The following is a 23,623-nucleotide window of genomic DNA, read 5'->3' as shown; positions in this document are numbered from 1 at the left end:
GGGAACGACTGTCGATTCAGGGGGAACAGGGTAGATGATACGCAAGGGTCATAATCCATCGATCTTCGGTAAGAAATTTCTGGCCACCGCGGGGTTCGCGGCACTCGCCACCGGCCTCGCACTGCCCGCCTGGGCGCAGGATACGCAGGATGGCGCGGCGGACGAGGATACCATCATCGTTACCGGCCAGCGGGCCAATCTCGACACTGCGCAGAACCGCAAGCGCAACGCCGACACGGTGGTCGATTCGATCAGTGCCGAGGATATCGGCTCCTTCCCCGACAAGTCGGTCGCCGAGGCGCTGCAGCGCGTTCCGGGCGTCACCGTGGTCCGCTTCGCCGGCACCGACGACACGTCGCACTTCTCGGCCGAACCCTCGGGCGTGATCGTCCGCGGCCTTCCGCAGGTCCGCTCCGAATTCAACGGCCGTGACACCTTCTCCGCCAACAGCTCGCGCGGGCTCAGCTGGCAGGACATCTCGCCCGAACTCCTCTCCGGCGTCGACACCTACAAGAACCAGACCGCCGACATGATCGAGGGCGGCATCGCCGGCACGGTCAACCTGCGCACCCGGCTGCCGTTCGACTCGAGCAAGGACGTGCTGTCGATCGGGGTGATGGGCAATTACGGCGACATCGCCACCGAAGTGACGCCCGAAGTGTCGGGGGTGCTGACCAAGCTGTTCGACACCGGCGCCGGCACCTTCGGCATCATGCTGAACGGCGCCTACAGCCATGTGAAGACGGGCAGCCAGGGCGTGCAGCTGGACCGCTATGCGATCTTCGATGCCGGCACCTATCTTGACGGCCCCAGCTACATGCCCAGCGGCGTGTGGATGCGTGACAATGTCTATGACCGCAAGCGCATCGGTATCGCCGGCGCGCTGCAGTGGCGCTCGACCGACGGGTCGAAGGTGGCGACCGCGCAATATACCCGGTCGCAATATGACAATAGCTGGCGCGAGCGCTCGCTCTATTCGTCGGGTGCCGGCAGCCTCGAACTCTATGGTCGCCCGACCGACTATACGTTCAGCGATCCGCTGCTGGTCCAGCCGCTGCAGGGCAAGCCGGACTTCACCTGGGACCAGGACGGCAACTTCACCTCGGGCTGGTGGTCGGCGCAGCGACCCTATGTCGGCGAGGGCGACGCCAATCTCGGCCTGGGAGTGAACGAGAACGGCCAGGCCTTCTTCAACCGCTGCTATGCATGGGAAACCTGCACCAACGACCGTCGCGCGGCGCAGCTCGACACTGCGTCGAACGCGCTGCGCAACAAGCAGTACACCCAGGATTTTACCTTCAACTTCAAATGGTCGCCCAGCGACCGGGTGCACCTGAACTTCGACGCCCAATATGTCGATTCACAGGTCCACAACTACAACGCGTCGGTCACCGCGCGGACCTATGTGAACACCTTCCTCGACATGCGCGGCAAATATCCCACGCTGACCTTCGAGCCGAACGTCGCCGACAACATCAACCTGTCGAGCGGCGGGGTGACCAACCCCAACAACTATCATTATTACGCGATCACCGATCATACCGAGGACAGCGACGGCAACGAACTCGCCTTCCGTGCCGACGTCGAATATGAATTCGATACGCCGTGGCTGAGCTCGCTGAAGCTCGGCGCCCGCTATGCCGATCGCGATCAGACGGTGCGCTGGGGTGCCTATAACTGGGCGAACATCGCCAACACCTGGACCTATAGCCAGGCGTCCTATTTCAACATCGACAAGCCGGTCTACGGATCGGGTTCGAACGAGAATTTCACCTTCGGGAAGGACTTCTTCGCCGGCAACCAGATCAACCAGCATAGCTTCCCGTTCTTCAGCATGGACAAGCTGGAGAATCGCGAGCAGTTGGCGGCGGCGCTCGGCAGGCCCACCATCGGCGTCGGCGACTATTATCCGGTCTGTTCGAATGCAGGCTATCGCGCCGGAGAGAGCGTGACCGGCGACTATGGCTGCTATCTGCCCAGCGAGATCCTGAAGCTGAGCGAGATGACCACCGCCGGCTATGCGATGCTGAAGTTCGGCGGGCCGGATGCCATGGTCGGGCCGGCGCGCGTGTCGGGCAATATCGGCGGTCGGCTGATCTTCACGGTCAACGAAACCCAGGGCGCGCTGACCTTCCCCGTCGGCTTCTCAGACAATCAGCTGATCTGCGAGCGCGGCACGGAACCTGGCACCGGTCTGCCGACCGCGTCAGCGGGCTGCGTCACCACGCCGGCCGAGATCGCGTTCGGCAACGGCGCCTATGTGCCGAACACTGCGCGCGAAGACCATGTCCATTTCCTGCCCAGCTTCAACCTGAAGCTCGACTGGACCGACAAGCTGATCACGCGCTTCGCCTATTCCAAGGCGATCTCGCGTCCCGATGTCGGCCTGCTGCGCAACTTCACCACCATCACCCGGCTGTCGCCAAGCCTGACCGACCGGACCAACCCGGACATCATCTTCGGGCCCGACGGGAAGACGATCGTCGGCTATAACTGGCGCTATCGCGGCCAGGCGGGCAATCCGCGGCTCAAGCCGATCGAGGCGGATCAGTTCGACGTGACGCTGGAATATTATTTCGGCCGCGCCAGCTCGTTCACGACCACGGCCTTCTACAAGAAGTTCAACAACTACATCCAGTCGGGCACCTATAACCTGACCGTCACCAATAACGGCGTCACCCGCGACGTGCTGGTGACCGGGCCGATGAACGGCGACGGCGCGTCGATCAAGGGCGTGGAGGTCGCGTTCCAGACCTTCTTCGACTTCCTGCCCGGCTGGCTCAGCGGGTTCGGCGTCCAGGCCAACTATACCTTCGTCGACAATGAAGGCATCGAGACGATCAACCTGACCAACGAGACCGGCGGCGGAACGTCGGGCGGCGGTGTCTCCTATGACACCACCGCGGTTCGGGCAAAGGCGCTCGAGGGCATCTCGAAGCACAGCTACAATCTGGTCGGCATGTACGAAAAGGGGCCGCTGTCGGTCCGGCTCGCCTATAACTGGCGGTCCGACTATCTGGTGACGGCGATCGACTGCTGCGTCGGGCTGCCGATCTGGCAGGACGGCAATGGCTATCTCGATGCATCGCTGCGGCTGAAGCTGTTCCGCCAGTTCGAGTTCATCGTCCAGGGCAGCAACCTGCTCGGGACCGACACGGTGCTGCGCCAGCAGATCGACAATAGCGGACTGACCAAGCCCAATGCCTGGTTCAAGAACGACCGGCGCATCCAGGCCGGCATCCGTTTCACGCTGTAATCGGGGTGCGGGGGCCGGCGGCGCTGGCCCCCGCGCGACTTCTTGCTAGGGTAGGGCGATGACGGAGCCTTTCCGGATCGCGATCGTCGGCGGCGGGACCGCCGGCTGGATGTGCGCCGCCGCCTGCGCGGCGAAGCTCGACCCGTCGCGCTATCAGGTCCGGCTGATCGAATCGGAGGAGATCGGGACGGTCGGCGTCGGCGAGGCGACGCTGCCGCAGATGAAGGAATTCAACGACTTTCTCGGCATCGACGAGGCCGAGTTCATGTCCGCGACCCAGGCGACCTTCAAGCTAGGCATCGAGTTCGTCGACTGGGGCCATGTCGGCGCCCGCTACATCCACCCCTTCGGCGCGTTCGGCCGGCCGATCGGGGTCGCCGATTTCTTCAACTACTGGCTGCGCATGCGCGAAACCGCGGGGCCGCTGTCCGACTATTGCCTGGCGATCGTCGCCGCGCGGCAGAACCGGTTCGACTTTCCGGCGAAGGACCCGTCCGATCCCGCCTCGGCCTTCTCCTATGCCTATCATCTCGATGCCGGGCTCTACGCCCGCTATCTGCGCCGCTGGTCCGAGGCGCGCGGGCTGGAGCGGATCGAGGGGCGGATCGTCTCGGTCGGGCGCAATCGCGAAAGCGGCGATGTTGACGGCGTCACGCTCGCGTCCGGAGAAACCATCCGGGCCGACCTGTTCGTCGACTGTTCGGGCTTTCGCGGGCTGCTGATCGAACAGACGCTGGAGACGGGGATCGAGGACTGGTCGCACTGGCTGCCCTGCGACCGGGCGATGGCGGTGCCGTGCGATCGCGCCGGCGAGTTCACCCCCTATACCCGCTCGACCGCGCGCGAGGCCGGTTGGCAGTGGCGCATCCCGCTCCAGCACCGCACCGGCAATGGCTATGTCTATGCCAGCGCCTTCCTGTCCGACGACGAGGCGGCGTCGCTGCTCCTTTCGCGCCTCGACGGTTCGCCGCAGGCCGATCCGCGCGGGCTTCGGTTCCAGGCGTGCAAGCGGCGCAAGGCGTGGAACCACAATGTCATCGCCATGGGCCTGGCCGGCGGGTTCCTCGAGCCGCTGGAATCGACGAGCATCTATCTGGTGCAGATGGCGGTCGCGTTCATGCTCAGCCTCCTCCCCGATCGGCATAGGAAATTTCCTATGCTCGCCCGCGAATATAATCGGGTGATGGACATCGAATATGACCGCATCCGCGACTTCCTGATCCTCCATTACCGGGCGAGCACGCGCGAGGATTCGGAACTGTGGCGCTATTGCCGGGCGATGGCGATCCCGGACAGCCTTCAGGACCGGATCGACCGGTTTCGCCACCGCGGCCATATCCGCGAATATCGCGACGGCCTGTTCGGCCCGCCCAGCTGGCAGGCGGTATTCATCGGCCAAGGCGTGGACCCGCAGGCGCATGACGTGCTGGCTGACATCCTGCCCGAACCGGTGCTCGCACAGCGGATGGCCGAGCTGCGCGCGCTGATCGCCCGGACCGCGGATGCGATGCCCGATCATGCCGCAACCGTTTCGCGCCACTGCCCGGCCGGAGCGGCGCCGTGAAGGTCGCCCGCGTCGTCGTGGTCGGGCAGGGCCACGCCCCGGCGATGGCGGCGATCGCGCTGCGCCGCGCCTTCGCACCGGTCGGGGTCGAGGTGACCTGGGTCGAGACGCCGGGCGAGGCGCCGGCGGATGCGGTGCTTGCAGGGTTGCCCAACCTGCTTGCCTTCCACCAGCTGCTCGGCCTCGACCCGGCGGCGGTACTGCGTGAAACCCAGGGATGCTTCACCATGGGCCGGCACTATGTCGGCTTTGCCGGCGAGGGCCGCGACTATCTTCACGGCTTCGGTCCCGTCGGGCGGCCGATCGCCGGTCTGCCCTTCCTGCCGTTCTGGCTGAAGGCGCGCGCCGAGGGACTGCCGGCGGGGTTCGGCGACTTTGCGCGCGAGGCGGTCGCCGCGCGCAACGGGCGCATCCGCATCGCCGGTGACGGCGAAACGACCCAGGGCCTGCACCTCGACGCGCGAGGCTATGCCGCGCTGCTCCGGCGCCAGGCGCTGGCGATCGGGGTCACGATCCGCCCGGACACGGCGCCGCGCGCGCTGGTCGCCGGGGGTGCGGTCCGGCGGATCGGACTGTCCGACGGCAGCTGGGTCGATGCCGACCTGGTGGTCGATGCAAGCGAGGATGCGGCGATCCTCTCGGCCTTGGGCACGGGTGATCCGGTCGACGCGTCGCTGTCCGGCGTCGGCCGGATGCTGGTCGGCTCCGCCCGGCCGCTGCGCCCGCTGCCGCTGTACAGCCATGTCGCCGCGCACCGCGCCGGATGGACCGCGCTTCATCCGCTGCGCGATCGGACCGGGGTCGCCGTCGCTTACGATCCGGCGCTGATGTCGGACGAGGCGGCCATGGCGCAGCTGCCCGTGCCGCTGGTGCGCGATCCCGTCTTCGTCCCGCTGACCCCGCGCGAGCGACGCAAGCCCTGGATCGGCAATGTCGTCGCGATCGGCGCGGCAGCGGCGCGGCCCGATCCGCTAGCCGCGCTCGACCTGCACCGGCTGCAGGTTGCGCTGACCCACCTGATCTCGCTGTTCCCCGTCCGCGCCGACGCGATGCCCGAGGCCGGGATCTACAATGACGAGCTTGCCGGCTGGTCGGCGCGGATGCGCGACTTCGCCGCCGTGCCGCACGCGCTCAACGGGCGGCAGGGCGAGCCCTTCTGGGACGCGGCACGCGCGCGCCCGATATCGTCCGACCTGGAAGCGCGGATCGCGCTGTTCGCCGCGCGCGGCATGGTCGCGGCCTATCATCAGGACAGCTTTGCCGAGGACGAGTGGGAGACCTGCCTGCTCGGGCTGGGCGTCATGCCGGAAAGCTGGGACCCGCAGGTCGACCGGGTCGACGAGCAGCAGGTGATGGCCGATTTCCGCGATCAGCTCGCGGCGATCCGCGCCGATGTCCTGGCGATGGACAGCCACGAGGCGGCGCTTCATCGGGCGATGGCGTGACTGCTCGCCCGATCCGGCACACCGTCATCGTCGGCGGCGGCACTGCGGGCTGGATGTGCGCAGCGGCGCTCAGCCATGCGCTAGGCCCGGCGGGGCATCGCATCACCCTGGTCGAATCGGACGCGATCGGCATCGTCGGGGTCGGCGAAGCGACGGTACCCTCGATCCGCGAGTTCAACCGGATGCTCGGGATCGACGAGGATGCGTTTCTTCGCGCGACCCGCGGCACGATCAAGCTGGGGATCGAGTTCGCCGACTGGGGCGGCGCGGGCCAGCTTTATTTCCACCCGTTCGGTTTTTTCGGCATCGACATGGCCGGGGTCGGGTTCCACCATCACTGGCTGCGGCACGTCGCAGGTGGCGGGGATAAGGACCCCTGGGCCTATACCGTCGAGGCGCAGGCGGCCGCGGCCGGGCGGTTCGATCGCCGATCGCGGCACGGCCCGATCCATCATGCCTTCCATTTCGACGCCGGGCTCTATGCTCGCTTCCTGCGCGCCCGCGCCGAAGCCGCCGGCGTGGTCCGGGTCGAGGGCGAGATCGTCGAGGTCGCGCAGGACGGGGAGTCGGGTCATGTCACCGGCGTCTCGCTGCGCTCGGGCGGACGGATCGAGGGCGACTTCTTCATCGACTGTTCGGGCTTTCGCGGGCTGCTGATCGAAGGGGCGCTCAAGTCGGGCTATGTCGACTGGTCGCACTGGCTGCCCTGCGACCGCGCCGTGGCGATTCCCTGTGCCCGCGCCGACGGACCGATCGCGCCCTTCACCCGATCGACCGCGCGCGAGGCGGGGTGGCAGTGGCGCATTCCGCTCCAGCACCGCACCGGCAACGGCTATGTCTATTCCAGCCGCCATCTCGGCGACGACCATGCCGTCGAACTGCTGACGTCACGTCTCGACGGGGCGCCGCTGGCCGAACCGAACCAGCTGCGCTTCACCGCCGGGCATCGCCGCCGCTGCTGGAACGGCAATGTGGTCGCGCTGGGCCTTGCCGGCGGCTTCCTCGAGCCGCTGGAATCGACCTCGATCCATCTGATCCAGACCGGGATCATCCGGCTGCTGGGTCTGTTCCCGCGCCAGGCGATCGATCCGGCGGTGGTCGAGCGGTTCAACGCCGATACCGTCCATGAATATGAACGGCTGCGCGATTTCGTGCTCGCCCATTATGCCGTGTCGTCGGGGCTCGACACGCCCTTCTGGCGCGACGTGCGCAGCACCGCGCTGCCTGACAGCCTGGCCGCCCGGATCGAGGCGTTCCGCACCAGCGGCAACATCCTGAACGAGCCGACCGAATTGTTCGGCCCGACCAACTGGTTCGCGATCCTGTGGGGTCAGGGCGTGCGGCCGGCGGATCATCACCCGATCGCCGACGCGCTGCCGATCGAGGAGCTGCGCCGCCGGCTGGGGTTGCTGCGTCAGCGCAGCGCCGAGATGCTGGCCGATCTGCCGCCGCACGAGGACTTCCTCGCCCGGCTTGGCGCGTGATCAGCGGGTATTGAGTTCCGCGACCAGGTCGTAAGCGTCGCCGCGATAATAGCTCTGGGTGAATTCGGCGGTGCGTCCATCGACCAGGAAGCCGCGGCGTTCGATGAACAGCCCGGCATCGCCCGGCGCCACGCCCAGCGGCTCGGCATGGTCTGCGGTGAAGTTGACCGCGCGAAGCCGCTGCAGCGCCCGAACCGGCAGGTGACCGGCGCGTTCGAGCGCTTCGTAGAGCGAGGCGCCGACTGCATCGACCGAAGGCAGGCAATATCCGGGGACGGTCGCGAATTCGAGCGCCATCGGCAGGTCGTCGGCGAAGCGGATCCGGTGGAAGCGATAGACAGAGGTGCCCGGCGACAGCCCGAGCGACATCGCTTCCTCCGGCGTCACCGCGCCCTCGCTCTTGCTGACCCAGGCGCTGTGCGGGCGGCGACCGCGCGACACCATGTCTTCCGAAAAGGAGGTGAGGCGCGAGAAATTCTTTTCCACGCGCGGGGCGACCACGAAGGTACCGGCGCCGCGGCGGCGCGACAGCAGACCCTCGCTGACCAGCCCGTCGACCGCCTTGCGCACGGTGATGCGCGAGATGTCGAATTCTTCGGCAAGTTCGCGCTCGGTCGGGATGGCTGCATCGGCCTGGACGACGCGATTCTCGATCGCGTTGCGCAGGCCCTTCTGGAGCTGGAGGTAGAGCGGCGTGGGGTCTTCCTTGTGCAGGCGCCCGACGCTCTCGATGAATGACACTGGCTTTCGTCCCCGTTCGCGACCGATGATGTTCCAGCCGCAGGGCCTAGTCAATTCGGCGTGGAAGTCTCGTACAATTGGCTCGCGATCGTGCGGGCCAGCAGCTGAGTATCGCTATCCTGCGTTATTTCCCAGACCATCACGCCGCCGGCGCGCGCACGGGCCAGTGCCGCCTTGCGCCGGATCGTCGCGACCGAGTTGAAGCTGACATAGTCGCAGCCGGCACAGGCCTTGCCGATCACGTCGTCGCCCAGCGCCTTGTCGGGATAGGTCGTCAGCAGGTCGCGAAAGTCTAGATGGGGCGGATAGCTGCCAAAGCCATAGCCATAGAAGGGCACGCCCAGCACGAGGCGTTCCGGCGCCACGCCGCGATCCAGCCACAGCGCGACGTCATGCTTGGCCTGGGCCGGCGTCGCATGCTCGCTGCCCGGCGTCCCCCAGCTCGGACCGATCGCGTCGTACGACATCGCCATCACCAGATCGAAATAGGGAATCGATCCGACCGGGATCATCCCACCCTCATAGGAGGCTGTGGCGACCGTCAGCAGCTTCGACCGTGCCTTCAGCGCTTTCGACAGCGCGGCGATGAAGGGGGTGTAATTGCCCTGCCGGTCGATCTTCGTCAGCAATTCGCCCTCGATGTCGATATCGATCCCATCCAGTCCAGCTGCCTCGACCACCGCCAGCAATTCCCTGACCAGCCGATCGCGCGCACCGGCGCCGGTCAGCGCCGACCAGTCGCCTGCGCAGCGCGGAAGGATCCCGCCCGCGACCGAAAGCAGCACCTTGGCCCCCTTCGCGCGCAGCCGGGTTGTCGCGTCGCGAAGCTGGGCGACGGTCACATGATCCTGCGCGCCGTCCTCCATGCAGGTCATCCGGCCGCTGCGGACCAGCCGTCCCGATGGATCCGGATTGGCGAAGGCGATATTGATGTGGGTGTAGCCGTCAATGGGCGTGGTCGCGACCTTCGACACCAGTCCCTTGAACGCGGGCAGATAACCGACGAGCACCGGGCGGGCCTGAGCGGAACCGGCAGAAGCTGCAGTCAGAAACATGACCATTGCAATACCAATCATGCGCGATACCACGGGCGTCATTTCGCTATTTTCTCTCGCTCACAGGGGCGGATGGTCATGCCGACGTGCTTGACCCGTTCCAGTTGTCATGACAACATTAATATCAAATACGGTCCAAATCACGCAAGGGGAGACGCGCATGGCAGTCACGGGGTGGAAAAGCCTGGCATCGGTTCTTGCTGTGTCCATGATCCTGGCGGTGCCTTCGGCTGCCGCCTTGGCCGCCGAGTCCAGCCCCGGCATACAGGCGGATTATGACCGGCTTGCGCGCGAAATGGGCGTCCGGCTGGAGGTGGTCGACAATCATCCCGCCAGCTGTCCGGCGGGAGCCGAGGGCTGTTTCCTCACCACGCTGAGCTTCACCATGCCCGCGCGCCTGCCCGGGGGACTCGCGGCGGACGGCTTCGCCATCTATTTCAGCTTCGTCAATCGGCTACCTGTTACCGAAAGCGACGTCTTCCAGCATCAGTTGATCAACGGCGACCTGTATCGGCTGACGCTGAAGCCCGGCGCGCGGCTGGAGCCGGGCAAGCGTTACGACATCAAGCTATGGGGGCAGGGCGCCTGGCACTCGCAGGCCTTTGCCATGCCCAATCTCTACCTGACCGCGAAGGGGATCGACGCGCGGGTGATCGCCGCGACGCGCCCGGCGATCGACCGCGATACCGGCCGGGAATATCTCTCCTATGTCGCGCCGATGACCGACGAGGCGAAGCTCGCCTCGCGCGGGGGCGACGACAGGACCGTGTGGCAGACGCCCGAGCGCGCCTTTGCCGCATTTGCCGAGCGTGGCGCGGCGGATCCGGCGGATATCGTCATCCTTCCCACTCCGGTCAGCGCCAGGCGACTGGGCGGCGCGGCGATCGACCTGCGTGGCGGCGTGGCGCCGGTGCTGAACGGCGTGACGCGGACCGAGATCGCCGCGGCGCTCGACGCGCTGGCCGCTTCCGGCGTATCGATGGCGGGCCGGGTGCCGATGGAGATTCGCGTCGAAGCGGGGGCGGGGCTGGGCACCGGGGCCTACCGCCTGACCGTGTCGAACGGGCGCATCGCGATCGTCGCCGGCGATGCCGCAGGGGCGAGCAACGCGATCCGCTCGCTGGTCCAGCAGGCGATGTTCGACCGGAGGATGCTGAAGCCGATCGCGGTGGAGGATGCGCCGCGCTACGGCTTTCGCGGACTGCACATCGACCTGGCGCGCAACTTCCACAGCAAGGAAGAGGTGCTGAAGCTGATCGAGGCGATGGCCGCCTACAAGTTCAACAAGCTGCACCTGCACCTGGCCGATGACGAAGGCTGGCGGCTGGAGATCAAGGCGCTGCCCGAACTGACCGAGGTGGGATCGAAGCGTTGCCACGATCCGCAGGAACAGACCTGCCTGTTGCCGCAGCTGGGCGCGGGGCCGGACGGGACCGGCGTGGTCAACGGCCATCTGACCCAGGCGGACTATATCGAGATCGTCCGCGCCGCGACTGCGCGCCAGATCGAGGTGATCCCGTCGCTCGACATGCCGGGCCATTCGCGCGCGGCGATCCGGTCGATGGAGGTGCGCTACAACCGGCTGTTCGCCGCGGGGCGGAAGGCGGATGCCGAGGCCTATCGACTGGTCGAGCCGGGCGACACCACCCGGTATCGCAGCATCCAGAATTACGACGACAACACGCTGAACGTCTGTATCGACCAGACCTATCGTTTCCTCGACACCGCGGTGGGCGAGATCGCCGCGATGCACGCCGCGGCGGGCGCGCCGCTCAGAACCTTCCATATCGGCGCGGACGAGACCGCCGGCGCCTGGTCGCAGAGCCCGGCGTGCAAGCCGGTGATGGCGAAGACCGGGCGCGATGCGAAGGCGCTGGGCGCCTATTTCATCGAGCGCGTGGCGAGCGATCTCGACCGACGCGGGCTGAAGGTCGCGGGGTGGAGCGATGGCCTGGGCCATACCGATCCGAAGAACATGCCGAAATCGGTCCAGACCAACATCTGGGCGACCTTGTTCACCGGCGGCATCACCGAGGCGCATGTCCAGGCCAATCATGGCTGGGACGTGGTGCTGTCGGTGCCCGATATCGGCTATCTCGACATGCCCTATGTCCCGCACCCGGAGGAAGGCGGCTATGACTGGGCATCGCGCAGCGTCGACACGCTGCAGGTGTTCGGCTTCATGACCGACAATCTGCCCGCGAACGGCGCGCTGATCCGCGATACCTATTCGCGGCCGCAGACGATCGAGGACAAGACGCCGCGCGACGCGGGACGCGGCGTGACCGGGTTGCAGGCGCAATTGTGGAGCGAGACGACGCGCACCGATGCCGGGGTCGATTACCAGCTGTTCCCGCGCTTGATCGCCTTTTCCGAGCGAGCCTGGCGCAAGCCCGGTTGGGAGCCCGCCTATGTCGCCGGCGCCAGCTATGGCCCGGGCGATGCGCGGGTCGATCGCGGCGCGATCCTGGCCGACTGGCGCCGGTTCGCCGGGCGGATGCCCGCGCAGTTCGCGCTGCTCGACCGGCTGAAAATCGCCTATCGCATCACCCCGCCGGGGGCGCGGATTGCCGGCGGCAAGCTCGAGGCGAACAGCGAATATCCGGGGATGGCGATCGACTATCGCACCGGCGGCGGCGCATGGCGGACCTATCGCGGGCCGGTGGCGGTGAAGGGACCGGTCGAGCTGCGCACCCGTTCCGCCGACGGCACCCGCGCCAGCCGCATCGTGACGGTGCGTTGATGCGGTGGCCGATCGCAGCGGCGCTGTCGGTGCTGGCGGCTTTGCCTGCCGCCGCGCAACAGGCGCCGGACAAGCCGGGTTACACCCTCGTCTGGGCCGACGAGTTCGACCGGGACGGCGCACCCGATCCGGCCCACTGGGTCCATGACACCCATGCCAACAAGACCGGCTGGTATAATGACGAGCTGCAATATTATTCGGCCGACCGGCCGGAGAATGCGCGGGTCGAAGGCGGCCGGCTGATCATCGAGGCACGCCGGGAGACGCTGTCCGATCGCCCCGATCATGGCGGCCAGCGCTACAGCTCGGCCCGGCTGATCACCAGGGGCAAGGCCGAATGGACCTATGGCCTGTACGAGATCCGCGCGAAGCTTCCCTGCGGCAAGGGATCCTGGCCGGCGATCTGGATGCTGGGCGCCACTGCGGGGTGGCCCGACGGCGGCGAGATCGACATCATGGAGCATGTCGGCAAGACGCCGGGCGACGTGTTCGGCACGATCCACAACCGATCCACCGCCGGCACTTTCGGCAAGAGCGGACAGGTGCGCGTCGCCGATGCGTGCGAGGCATTCCACGACTATCAGATGCTGTGGACACCCGATGCGATCAGCTTCGCGGTCGATGGCAAATCCTATCATCGCTACGCCAATGCGCGCACCGGCGCGGCGCAATGGCCGTTCGACAAGCCGCAATATCTGCTGCTGAACCTGGCGGTCGGCGGGGCGATGGGCGGCGAGGTCGACGACTCGATCTTCCCCATCCGGTTCGAGATCGAGCATGTCCGGGTCTATCAGCAGGCTCCCGGCTCGGCCGCAGTGCCCGCGGCGAAGCCCTGACCGGCGGCGGCGATCCGCCGTGGCGGCCGATCGCCGGTGTCATTTGATACGAAAACGACTATCTGCCCCCTGTCGGCGCGACGTGGAGCGCGCCCAGGATTCTGGAGAGGCGTTGATGGTTGCGAGCACATTCGATCTGTTCAAGATCGGCGTGGGGCCGTCGAGCTCGCATACCATGGGGCCGATGACCGCGGCCGCCGACTTTGCGCGGCGGCTTGCCGGGCTCGCGGTCGCCCGGGTCGAGGTCTCGCTGTTCGGGTCGCTGGCGTTGACCGGCAAGGGGCATGCGACCGACCGGGCCGTGTTGCTGGGGCTGGCGGGCCACGTGCCGGCGACGCTCGATCCCGATCTGGCCGAGCGGGTGGTCGACGCCATTCGCGCAAGCGGCCGGATCCTGCTGGACGGCATGGCCGAGATCGGGTTCGACGAGGATCGCGACCTGAAATTCCTCCAGCGGGAGCGGCTGGATTTTCACTCCAACGCGATGCGCTTCGCTGCCTTCGACGCGGAAGGCGTGGCGCTGCTGCGGCGCGTCTATTATTCGGTGGGCGGCGGCGCGGTGCTCGACGAGGACCAGATCACGCGCAACGCCGCGCCGGAAGGGGGCTGGGACGTGCCGCACGTCTTCCGCTCGGGCGCCGAACTGCTCGCGCACGCCGCGCGGAGCGGCAAGAGTTTTGCCGAGCTGATGCGCGAGAATGAGGAGGCATCGCTTCCGCCCGAGGCGGTGTCCGAGCGGCTGGGCCTGATCCGCGACGCGATGATGGCCTGTGTCGATCGCGGGCTTCGCGCCGAGACGATCGAACTGCCCGGCGGGCTTCGCGTCATGCGCCGTGCGCCCGGTATCCATCGCAAGCTGATCGAGCGCCAGGAGCGCGCGCTGAGCGATCCGCTGACCGTGATCGACTGGGTCAATTTATGGGCGCTGGCGGTGAACGAGGAGAATGCGGCCGGCGGCCGGGTGGTGACGGCGCCGACCAACGGCGCGGCCGGCATCGTGCCCGCCGTGCTGCGCTATTATGAGCGGTTCGTCCCCTCGGCCAGCCGGCGCGGGTCGGAGGATTTCCTGCTGACCGCCGCGGCGATCGGATCGCTGTTCAAGGAAAATGCCTCGATCTCAGGGGCCGAGGTCGGCTGCCAGGGCGAGGTGGGCGTCGCCTGCTCGATGGCCGCGGCGGGGCTGGCCGCCGCGATGGGCGGCACCCCGGGCCAGGTCGAGAATGCCGCGGAGATCGGCATGGAGCATAATCTGGGGCTGACCTGCGATCCCGTCGGTGGGCTGGTGCAGGTGCCGTGCATCGAACGCAATGCGGTGGGATCGATCAAGGCGATCGAGGCGGCGCGGCTGGCGATGCTGGGCGACGGCACCCACCGGGTGAGTCTGGACCAGGTGGTCGAGACGATGCACCGTACCGGGCTCGACATGTCGGAACGCTACAAGGAAACGTCGCTGGGCGGGCTGGCGGTGAACGTGGTGGAGTGCTGAGAGACCGTTTTGAAATGCGCCTGTTGGCGCATCGCGGTGCCGGCCCGCTCCCCCACCCGACCACCCACAGAATACTGCCGCTGGGTGGTCGGGTGGGGGAGCGGGCCGGTGCCGCCTTGAAAATCGCTCTTTCGCGATTTTCCAAACAGTCTCTGAGGCCGCCGCCGCCGCCGGATGTCAGCGGGCGGGGGCGAAGTCGCGGATCACATTGACTGGACCGTGGGCGCCCTGGATGACCGCGTAGGTCACGGTTCCGCGCCCGCCATCCTTCAGCTCGGGCACCATCATGTCGATCATGCCATAGGGAATGTGCATGTCGGACGCGGCATCGGCGTCGCTGGTGACGAGGAACAGGTCGACCAGATCGACCACCCGCCCGCGCCGATCGGTGAGACGATAGGCGTCGGCGCGGCACTCGCCCACCGCAAGGCTGGCCGACGCATCGACCGCGTGCCGATTTTTCGTGCAGGCATCGGACGGTCCGAGATAGCCGATCGTCCCGCGCATCTTGTGCTGTTTCTCGAGTGGCCGCTCCTCCTGCCCCATGTCGGGCGCGGCCATAGTATCGATAAAGGGGGCTGCGTGCGCGCCCGGCGCGAGCGTCGCTGCCAGGACGAGCAGCGCGGAACCCATTGCGGTCGATGGCATCTGTCGGGCGAGGGGCATCGTTCAGTCCTGCAAGGGGCGGAGGTGACGTCCGAACTTGTCGCGCTGCCTTCGCAAACACGATAGGCCATGATCCATAGTATCGGTATAGTGAAACGCGGTCATTGATCTTGCGCCGAAAGCCAGTGCAGCGTTGGAGTGACAGATGCCGGATCGATCTTGCGACCTCGCGATACGCATTCCGCACAGCGTCCTCGAAAGTGTACGGATGCGCCCCAATCAGGCGCTGACCCTGTGGCACGAGACGCTTGGTGCGCTGTACGACGTTCGGCGGCGCGGCGGCGAGGGATCGAGATTCCAGTTCCGCGCCGAGGCCTTTCACTTCGGCGAGATCGTGCTGACGGCATATCGCAGCGCCGCCCAGACCTTCGACCGGTCGCGTGCGCGGATCGGTCGCGACGGGGTCGATCATATCACGCTCCAGTTCTGCATTTCCGGCTGGCATGGAAAGCGCGACGGACCCGCGGGAGACGAGGCGCGGGCCGGGGACCTGCTGGTCGCCGATCTCGCCCAGCCACAGGCGACCGGCACCAGCGACGTGAACACCATCAACCTTACCATGCCGCGCCGCCTGCTCGCCCCGCTGCTGGACGCGCCCGACGACCATAATCTGCGGTTGATCCGGGGCTGCACGCCGCTGGCCGCATTGCTGCGCAACCATCTGATCGGCCTGTTCCAGTCCGCGCGCCTGATGGGCATCGCCGAGGCCGAAGCCGTGGTTCGCCCGACACTGGCGCTCGCCGCGGCGGTTCTCAATTCGGAGCGGCGCATCGAGGCTGTCGTCGATCTCGATCCGATACTGACCGTGCAAATCCGCCGTCACCTGAACGAGGCAGCCGCATGCCCGGACCTGACCGCCGATCAGGTCGCCGCGCGGTTCGGCATCTCGCGGCGAAAGCTCTATTACCTGATGGAATCGCATGGTGGCTTCGCATCCTGCGTACGCGCCCAGCGGTTGCATCTCGCCCAGTCGATGCTCCGCGATCCGGGGCATCGCGGCACGCCGATCGCCGATATCGCCCGACGCTGCGGTTTCGCGTGGCGTACCAACTTCTCGCGCGCCTATCGCGAGCGGTTCGGCATGACGCCGCAGGAAACCCGCGCCCTGGCGGCGCTGCGGCTATCGCCCGTTCCCGGCGACGTGAACGGGCAGCACATGTGGGACTGGATCCGCGCGTTGCGCTGAGCGGCGCGTGCCGATCCCTTGCGGTGCTCGATACGGATTTTGCACGGGATGATACATCTGCCGCGTTGCGGCTCGCTACCGCTTGCCTGCGCCCGGGCAAAGGTCATCAAACCGACTGGCGAAGATGACGCGCCGTCGCAGGACCCTGAACGCATGTCTTACCATTTTGCCGAACTGCTCAATTTCGGGCTGAAGGCGCTGTCGATGAGCCGGGGTCGCCTTGCGCACGAGCTTGGCGTCGACAAGTCGCTGGTCGGGCGCTGGGCATCCGGAGCGGTCATGCCCTCGGCGCATAATCTGGAGCGGCTGACCCACCTGCTCGCCGAAAAGCAGCCCGGCCTGACCCTGCTCGACTGGGACCGCGACCTGCCGGATTTCGCGAGCCAGTTCGGGGTCGAGATCGCCCGGTCGCCGGCGGAATCGAGCAGCAGGAGCCTGTCGAGCCAGCTGCTCGACGTCGTGCGCAGCGCGGTCGATTCGCAGCTCGACGCCTATGAGGGGTTCTGGCGAACCACCCACGCATCGGTGTTCGAGCCCGGACGCTTCTGCCAGCAGCACGGCATCATCCGGCGCGACGCGGGCGGCGGGCTCCAGTTCGAACTGGGCGCCGACAGCATCCGCTATGGCGGCGCGATGTTTCCGGTGGAGGGGCAGTTGTTCGCGATCGCCAGTGACAGCGTGCGGCACGTGCCGTCCTTCCTGATCCTCAACGTGGTGCCGATGCCGCGGATCGTCCTGCTGGACGGATTGCTGATCGCGGCGAGCAATTCGCTGCGTATTCCGACCGCCTATTCGATCCTCTTCCAGCGGATCGGCGACCTGTCCGGCGACGTCGCGGCGGACGACGCCCATGTCACCGAATTGATGGAGCGGCCGGAATTTCTCGACGACGATTCGGTTCTGCCCGAAGTCGTGCGCAACCATCTCCTGCGCGATTTCGGCCCGGTCGCCGCAAGCAATGGCGGCGACATGATGCTCAGTGCGACGCTGACGCCCCGGCTGTCCCAGATCCTGTCGCTGATGACGCGCCCGAAATAGCGTCTCTGACATCGCGCCCGCGGAGAGCGGCCTGGGATCTTCGACGGGCGCAGCGTCACGCCAGGCCGCTATCCCTGTCGTATTTGAGTTCCAGATAGCGGCCCAGCACCTCGATCTGCTCGAACGACCCGCGGTCAAGCTGCTCGGTCGCGCGGGCAAGTTCGGCGTCGATCAGCTGAAGGCCGTTGCACAGATGGTCGTCGGGTGCTCGACCGTCGGCACGGGGTGTGCGCCGCGCCGAGACCGGGACCGCCCGCCAGCCCTCGACGAGGTCGGGCAGTTCCTCGGCGATCAGCTTGCGGACGTCGGCCGCGAACGGACTGCGAGGATCGACCCGCGCGAGGTGCGGCTCCGCTGCGTCGAGCGTCGCGGCGATGGATCGGGTGAACCGGAGCGCGGGAGACGGCAGCCCGCGATGCTGGGCGTCCAGCCACACGATCGCCTCTTCCGCCAGCGCGGGAAGCGGTGCGTCGTTCAAGGCCTGACGGCCGGGCACGCGGGGGTCTGCGCGATTGGCGATGAGCAGGATCAGCAGCAGCATCACCGCCGATGCGGCGGCGAACGCCACGCCCGGACTGACGATCGCCGCAACCAGCGCCCAGGTCAGCAGCGAGGCGACGGCCGCCATCAGCATCCGCGCCATCAACCGGTTGCGCCGTCGCGCCCGCGCCTCGCGCTCGCGGCGCGCCTGCTCGCGCCCTTCGGGCGACATCCGGCGAAGCAATTCCTCGGCATGGGTCAGCCCGACATCGGCAAGGCCCGCGGCAAGGGTGCGCGCGCGGCGGATCGCTGGTTCTCCCGGACCGGCATCGTCTCTCATGACTCGAAGATGGCGTCCCTTGTCAGCGAATTCCAGTGCCGTCTCCGCCGGTGCCGCCGAAGATGCCCGCGCTCAAGCCGCGATCGAAACGCCCATGATCTTTCGAATCTGCGCGGCGGTTTCCGGGGTGGCGGGGTTATAGACGATCATCCCGAGATCCGGCCGGCCATCGACGGCGAATGAGGAGAATTCCAGCTCGATCAGCCCATGATCGGGGTGGTGCAGGTTTTTCAGCCCGTCGGCATGGCCGGCGACGTCATTGTCGCGCCACAGCGCCTCGAACTCGGGGCTCAGCCGGGAGAGTTCCTCGACGAGCTGACCGATTTCCGTGCCCGCATTGGCGCGTGCCGCATCCGCGCGGAAGGCGCCCACCACATAGCGGGCAACGCTCAACCAGTCGGACTGCGCCGCCCTCACCCGCGAGTTCGTGAACATGAGACGCAGGATATTGCGCTGGTCGCGCGGCAGGCTGCCATAGTCGGTCAGGACCGCCGCCGCCGCGGCGTTCCACGCAACGACGTCCCAGGTCGCGGTCTTGATGATCGCCGGGCTGAAGCGAAGCGCGTCCAGCACGCGCTGCAGACGCGGCGTGATGCCGTCCGGCGCCTTGTAGTCGACCGCCGGCGCGCGGCCGAGACCCAGGATGAACAGATGCTCGCGCTCGGGCTCGGTCAGCATCAGGCCCTTGGCGATCCGGTTCAGCACGTCGGCGGACGGCGCGCCCCCGCGCCCCTGTTCGAGCCATGTATACCAGGTCGGAGAGATGTTCGAGCGCTGGGCCACTTCCTCCCGGCGCAGCCCCGGCGTGCGGCGGCGGCCGCCGCCATAGCCGAAGCTGGCCGGATCCATGCGCAGCCGCCGGTCCCGCAGGAATGCGCCGAGCGCGGTGGAGGTGCCGTTGGACATCGCGCGATCCTGGTGAAGCTTATACCCTGATAAGGTCACTACTTTAACAGGAATGAGGATCGGAGGAAGCGGGTCGTTCATCACAGGAGTGGACCATGCGCGTATTTCTGACCGGTGCGACCGGCTTCATCGGCTCCCGCATCCTTCCCGAACTGCTGGCAAGCGGGCACGACGTGCTCGCAATGACGCGGTCCGAGGACGGCGCCCGCAGGCTCGCCGAGGCAGGTGCGCATGCCCACCTGGCGACGCTTGAGGACATCGACGCGCTGCGCGCCGGTGCCGAGCGGGCGGACGCGATCATCCATACCGCCTTCGACCATGACTTCGCGAACTTCGTCGCCAATTGCGAGAAGGACCGGCGGGTCATCTCGGCGCTGGGCTCGGTCCTGCGGGGCTCAAGCTGCCCGTTGCTGATCACCTCGGGCGTGGCGATCGGCGATCCGGGAGACGGGCGACCCGCGCTGGAGGCCATATTCGACCGGCGTCATCCGATTCCCCGCATCGCATCGGAGGAAGCCGGCGCCGAGCTTCTCGAGGCCGGTGTCGATGTGCGGGTCGTCCGCCTCCCCCAGGTGCACGACACGGTGAAACAGGGTCTGATCTCGCCCTATATCGACATGGCGCGGGCCAAGGGCAGGGTCGCCTATCTCGGAGACGGGCTGAACTGCTGGTCGGCAGGGCATGTGTCCGACGTGGCGAGGCTCTACGTGCGCGCCCTCGATCGCGGCGAGAAGGGCGCGCGCTACAATGCGGTCGCCGAGGAAGGCGTGCCGATGCGCGAGATCGCCGCGGCGGTCGCGACCGGCCTGGGCCTGCCGCTCATGTCGCTCGATGTGCAGGATGCCAGCGCCTATTTCGGCTGGATGACCGGCTTTGCCGGCCTGGACACGCGCGCGTCCAGCGCATGGACGCGCGAGCGCCTGGAGTGGCAGCCGACGGGCCCGACCCTTATCTCCGATCTGGAGGCGATGAATTACGGCGTGCCCTGATCCGTGTTCGCGTCTGGCATGGCGCTGGCCGCCGTACGGCGCGGGCCGTCTGAGCAAGGTCGTGTTGTCGCTTAAATAATTGATAAACAGACAACTATCCGAACGCGCCTCTTCCCGGCGCGCACTCGCGAGGGCGGGGTCACTCGGACGTTTCGATCCGAGACGCCCATGGTTCGGGAGCATTTCGCGCTCACATTCTCCGCGATGTCGTGACCGAGCGGCACGAGTTCGCGGCGAGGAAATGATTGATCAGCAATGTGGATAGATCAATCCTAAAATTCGATTTCCTGAACAGCCTTCGTCGCGTCCATGACTAGGTGGCTCGATCCAGCGACGGCCCGCAATGCGAGAAGCCGGGCGGAGCGAGCAGGACATTGGAGGGGATTGGCTATGGTGCTGACTGGAAATCGGCTGTCAGGGTGCGTCAGCCTGATGACGCTTGCGTTCGGGTTGCTTGCCGCCCCGGGGGCATTTGCTCAAACCGCGACGACTCAAGGCGATCCGGCGGTAGAGGCGCAGGACGATGCGGGGAACCCGACCGCAGACGGGCAGGAGCTCGACGCTGCGACCGTTCAGGAAATCATCGTCACCGGCACCAACATTTCGGGCGTAAAGCCGGTCGGCAGCGAGGCCATTACCCTGGACCGCGAGGCAATCCTGGCGACCGGCCAGACGAACGCCGCCGATGTCGTCCGCACGCTGCCTCAGGTCCGCAACCTGGGCGAGTTTCGCGAAGGCGGGACCCAGGGCGGCAACAACAACCAGCAGGGTAACGCGATCAACCTTCGGGGCCTTGGCCAGGCATCGACTCTGGTCCTGATCGACGGGCACCGCATCACCAACACCGGTGCGTCGCAGACCTTCACCGAAGCCAACGCCATCCCGCTCGCCGCACTGGAGCGGATCGAGGTGATCGCCGACGGCGCCTCCGCCGTCTATGGTTCGGACGCAGTCGCGGGCGTGGTCAATTACGTGATCCGCAAGGATTATCAGGGCCTCGAGATGTCGGTCCGCGCCAGCAACAACAATGGCGGGCTGGAAGTCAGTCCCTCCATCACCGCGGGCACCAACTGGGAAATTGGCGGGCTCGGCCGCGGCAACATCCTGATCAGTTACGAATTCTCGCAGCGCGACGCCTATCGCCGCGGCAAGAACCCCTATCTGCGCCAGGATCTCAGCCGGTTCGGCGGCGTCGACGATCGCCTGAACGGCACGACCGCCACCGCCGGCTTCAACGGCAACCTCGTCGTCGCCAATGCCGATCCCGACGGTCCGTTCGGTCCGCTCCAGCCGCCGCAGAACAGCCTGCTGCCGCGCGCGGGCGCCAACACCTATTACGGCTTGCCGGTCGGCACCAATCGCGACCTGAGCATCTCGGACCTGCTGCTGAACCAGCCCAACCTGCTCGATTCGAGCGATTTCAACGATTATACCGGCGACCTGCGGCGCCATCAGGTCGCCGCCTATATCACCCAGAAGCTGGGCGATGCGGTCGAGCTGTCGTTCCAGGGCACCTACAACAACCGCCGGACCCTGTCCTCGACCGCGCAGGGGGTGATCAGCAACGTCCAGCTGCGCCGCTTCCTGTATGATCCCGTCACCAACACGCCGACGACGACGCCGAACCCCTATTATATCGCCGGTCTCGCGCCCGATGCGCTGACCGTCCAGTACAACATGATCAAGAGTGTCGGGCTGAACAACTGGACCGGCGAGAACGAGTCCTACAATTTGACCGGCGGCGTGAAGGTCAGCCTGCCCTGGAGCTGGCGCGGCGAGGCGTTCTACACCTATGGTCGAGACAAGGCGTGCAACTATTGCCAGCTCGGCACGAACATCAATCTGACCGCGCTGCAATATCAGATCGACATCGGCGCCATCAATCCGCTCGACAATGTCTCGGGCCTGTCGCCGGCCCAGGTTGCCACCTTCACCGGCGACAATATCCAGCGCAGCGGCAGCGGGATCGACGACCTGCTGGTGAAGTTCGACGGACCGCTGTTCGCATTGCCCGCGGGCAAGATGCGGGCGGCATTCGGCGGCGAGCGCAACAAAGTCTACAACTACAACATCAACGGCGCGAACCGGCCGTTCAACAATGAATTTCAGCTGGATACCGACGCCAGCACCAGCCGCGGCGCGCGCACCATCCTGTCGGCGTTTGCCGAAGTCTATGTGCCGATCATCGCGGACGACATGAACATCCCGCTGATCCGGGCGCTGACGCTGAGCGGGGCAGTGCGCTACGACCATTATTCCGATGTCGGATCCACGACCAACCCGAAGCTGAGCGGCACCTGGGAAGTTGTCGACGGACTGACCTTCCGTGGCTCCTGGGGTACGTCATTCCGCGCGCCCAACCTGCCGGACGTGAACCCGCGCGCCATCTCGTCGGGCGGCGTATTCAACTATTTCTATCTCGGCCAGGACCCGCGCATCCCGCAGGGCCCGATCCTTGCTGCCTATGTCAGCGGCGCAAATCCCAATATCCGGCCGGAACAGGCGACGACCTGGCAGGTCGGCGCCGATCTCGAGCCCTTCAGGGGCCTGCGGCTGTCGGGCACCTATTACAAGATCAACTATAACAACCGGATCGCCGGCCCCGACGTGTTCGGCGCATTCCTCAACCCGACGACCTATCCCGGCTATCTCGGCTATTCCGACTTCATCTTTCCGATCGACAATCCGGCAGGCTGCGTGAACGGCAACTCGGCGACCTATGATCCGGTACTTGCCGAATATGCGGGGCGCACGATCCTGTATGGCGGCGGTATCCTGAATCCCTGTTCGGTCGAAATCCTGCTCGACGCACGCAACACCAATCTGGCGGCGACCAAGCAGGACGGCATCGATGCGACCGTCAACTACATCTACGACTTCGACGGCGGCGCGATCCTGTTCAATGCCAGCGTCAACAAGGTTCTGAACAACGAGCAGCAGGTGAAGCCGGGCGACCCGTTCATCGATCGCACCGGCTTCTACAGCTCGCCGATCGAATGGCGCGGTCGCGGATCGATCGGGGTGAACTATCACGGGTTCAACGCGATGCTGTTCGCCAACTATACCGGCTCCTACACCAACGACCAGGCGGTGGACCGCCTGGGCCAGGCCGTGCTGCCGGTGCGGATCGACTCCTACACCACCTTCGATCTCAACATCGGCTACAGCACCGAGTTCGCCGGACGCGACCGCAGCTTCATGAAAAGCCTGCGCGGATCGCTCAACTTCCAGAACGTGACCGATAAGGCCCCGCGACTGGTCTACACCAACAACGCGGTGTTCAACGGGGCCTATTCCAACCCGTTCGGGCGCACCGTTACCTTCCAGCTGTCGGCGGGATTCTGACCCCAGGGCGCCGGCGGGCAGGCGCGCGCCGGTGCCGACCGATAGAAAGACCAATGGAGAGAA

General features: G+C 66.5%; 16 protein-coding genes. 11 read left to right on the top strand and 5 right to left on the bottom strand.

Going from position 1 to position 23,623, the window contains the following annotated elements:
* Window positions 1–34: 34 nt before the first annotated feature.
* From TPR58_RS02255 to TPR58_RS02240, 4 genes are read left to right on the top strand one after another with little or no spacing between them, the layout of a single operon-like run.
* The gene (locus TPR58_RS02255) at window positions 35–3,256 is read left to right on the top strand and encodes a TonB-dependent receptor (RefSeq protein WP_346244971.1); all 3,222 of its coding nucleotides are present in this window, start codon (window positions 35–37) and stop codon (window positions 3,254–3,256) included.
* 58 nt (window positions 3,257–3,314) lie between these two features.
* Entirely contained in the window at window positions 3,315–4,820 is a 1,506-nt protein-coding gene (locus tag TPR58_RS02250; RefSeq protein ID WP_346244970.1) for a tryptophan halogenase family protein, read from the top strand.
* A complete protein-coding gene (locus tag TPR58_RS02245) occupies window positions 4,817–6,265 on the top strand; it encodes a tryptophan 7-halogenase (RefSeq protein WP_346244969.1) in 1,449 nt (482 codons plus the stop codon). Before TPR58_RS02250 ends, TPR58_RS02245 begins: the two co-directional genes overlap by 4 nt.
* The gene (locus tag TPR58_RS02240) at window positions 6,262–7,749 is read left to right on the top strand and encodes a tryptophan halogenase family protein (RefSeq protein WP_346244968.1); all 1,488 of its coding nucleotides are present in this window, start codon (window positions 6,262–6,264) and stop codon (window positions 7,747–7,749) included. Before TPR58_RS02245 ends, TPR58_RS02240 begins: the two co-directional genes overlap by 4 nt.
* On the opposite strand, the gene TPR58_RS02235 is transcribed toward TPR58_RS02240, so the two are convergent.
* Both TPR58_RS02235 and TPR58_RS02230 read right to left on the bottom strand, forming a co-directional pair.
* Window positions 7,750–8,490, bottom strand: a complete 741-nt coding sequence (locus tag TPR58_RS02235) for a GntR family transcriptional regulator (protein ID WP_346244967.1) — start codon at window positions 8,488–8,490, stop codon at window positions 7,750–7,752.
* A gap of 50 nt (window positions 8,491–8,540) precedes the next feature.
* Window positions 8,541–9,500 (bottom strand): glycosyl hydrolase family 18 protein, encoded by a 960-nt coding sequence (locus TPR58_RS02230; RefSeq protein WP_346244966.1) that lies wholly within the window; start codon window positions 9,498–9,500, stop codon window positions 8,541–8,543.
* A gap of 205 nt (window positions 9,501–9,705) precedes the next feature.
* Here TPR58_RS02230 and TPR58_RS02225 point away from each other — a divergent pair, with 205 nt between their 5' ends.
* From TPR58_RS02225 to TPR58_RS02215, 3 genes are all read left to right on the top strand, one after another.
* On the top strand, window positions 9,706–12,288 hold the full coding sequence (locus TPR58_RS02225; protein WP_346244965.1) for a family 20 glycosylhydrolase: 2,583 nt from the start codon (window positions 9,706–9,708) through the stop codon (window positions 12,286–12,288).
* Window positions 12,288–13,124, top strand: coding sequence for a glycoside hydrolase family 16 protein (locus TPR58_RS02220; protein ID WP_346244964.1), 837 nt, complete (start codon window positions 12,288–12,290; stop codon window positions 13,122–13,124). The genes TPR58_RS02225 and TPR58_RS02220 overlap by 1 nt, the downstream gene beginning before the upstream one ends.
* 115 nt (window positions 13,125–13,239) lie before the next feature.
* On the top strand, window positions 13,240–14,610 hold the full coding sequence (locus TPR58_RS02215; protein WP_346244963.1) for an L-serine ammonia-lyase: 1,371 nt from the start codon (window positions 13,240–13,242) through the stop codon (window positions 14,608–14,610).
* A gap of 177 nt (window positions 14,611–14,787) precedes the next feature.
* On the opposite strand, the gene TPR58_RS02210 is transcribed toward TPR58_RS02215, so the two are convergent.
* Window positions 14,788–15,276, bottom strand: coding sequence for a hypothetical protein (locus TPR58_RS02210; RefSeq protein WP_346244962.1), 489 nt, complete (start codon window positions 15,274–15,276; stop codon window positions 14,788–14,790).
* A gap of 208 nt (window positions 15,277–15,484) precedes the next feature.
* On the opposite strand from TPR58_RS02210, the gene TPR58_RS02205 reads away from it, so the two are divergent.
* Both TPR58_RS02205 and TPR58_RS02200 read left to right on the top strand, forming a co-directional pair.
* Window positions 15,485–16,462: an AraC family transcriptional regulator gene (locus TPR58_RS02205; RefSeq protein WP_346244961.1), complete on the top strand. Its 978-nt coding sequence runs from the start codon at window positions 15,485–15,487 to the stop codon at window positions 16,460–16,462.
* A 153-nt stretch (window positions 16,463–16,615) separates the two neighbouring features.
* Entirely contained in the window at window positions 16,616–17,500 is an 885-nt protein-coding gene (locus tag TPR58_RS02200; RefSeq protein WP_346244960.1) for a helix-turn-helix domain-containing protein, read from the top strand.
* A 55-nt stretch (window positions 17,501–17,555) separates the two neighbouring features.
* On the opposite strand, the gene TPR58_RS02195 is transcribed toward TPR58_RS02200, so the two are convergent.
* Together TPR58_RS02195 and TPR58_RS02190 are read right to left on the bottom strand one after the other, a co-directional pair.
* On the bottom strand, window positions 17,556–18,320 hold the full coding sequence (locus tag TPR58_RS02195) for a hypothetical protein (RefSeq protein WP_346244959.1): 765 nt from the start codon (window positions 18,318–18,320) through the stop codon (window positions 17,556–17,558).
* Window positions 18,321–18,392: 72 nt separating this feature from the next.
* Window positions 18,393–19,226 (bottom strand): helix-turn-helix transcriptional regulator, encoded by an 834-nt coding sequence (locus TPR58_RS02190; RefSeq protein ID WP_346244958.1) that lies wholly within the window; start codon window positions 19,224–19,226, stop codon window positions 18,393–18,395.
* 95 nt (window positions 19,227–19,321) lie between these two features.
* Here TPR58_RS02190 and TPR58_RS02185 point away from each other — a divergent pair, with 95 nt between their 5' ends.
* A complete protein-coding gene (locus TPR58_RS02185) occupies window positions 19,322–20,215 on the top strand; it encodes an SDR family oxidoreductase (protein WP_346244957.1) in 894 nt (297 codons plus the stop codon).
* 390 nt (window positions 20,216–20,605) lie between these two features.
* Window positions 20,606–23,560, top strand: a complete 2,955-nt coding sequence (locus TPR58_RS02180) for a TonB-dependent receptor domain-containing protein (RefSeq protein WP_346244956.1) — start codon at window positions 20,606–20,608, stop codon at window positions 23,558–23,560.
* Window positions 23,561–23,623: the final 63 nt, after the last annotated feature.

Origin of the sequence: Sphingomonas rustica (assembly GCF_039652585.1) — a bacterium.
Taxonomy (GTDB): Bacteria; Pseudomonadota; Alphaproteobacteria; order Sphingomonadales; family Sphingomonadaceae; genus Sphingomonas; species Sphingomonas rustica.
This window is presented reverse-complemented; position numbering and strand designations above follow the sequence as displayed.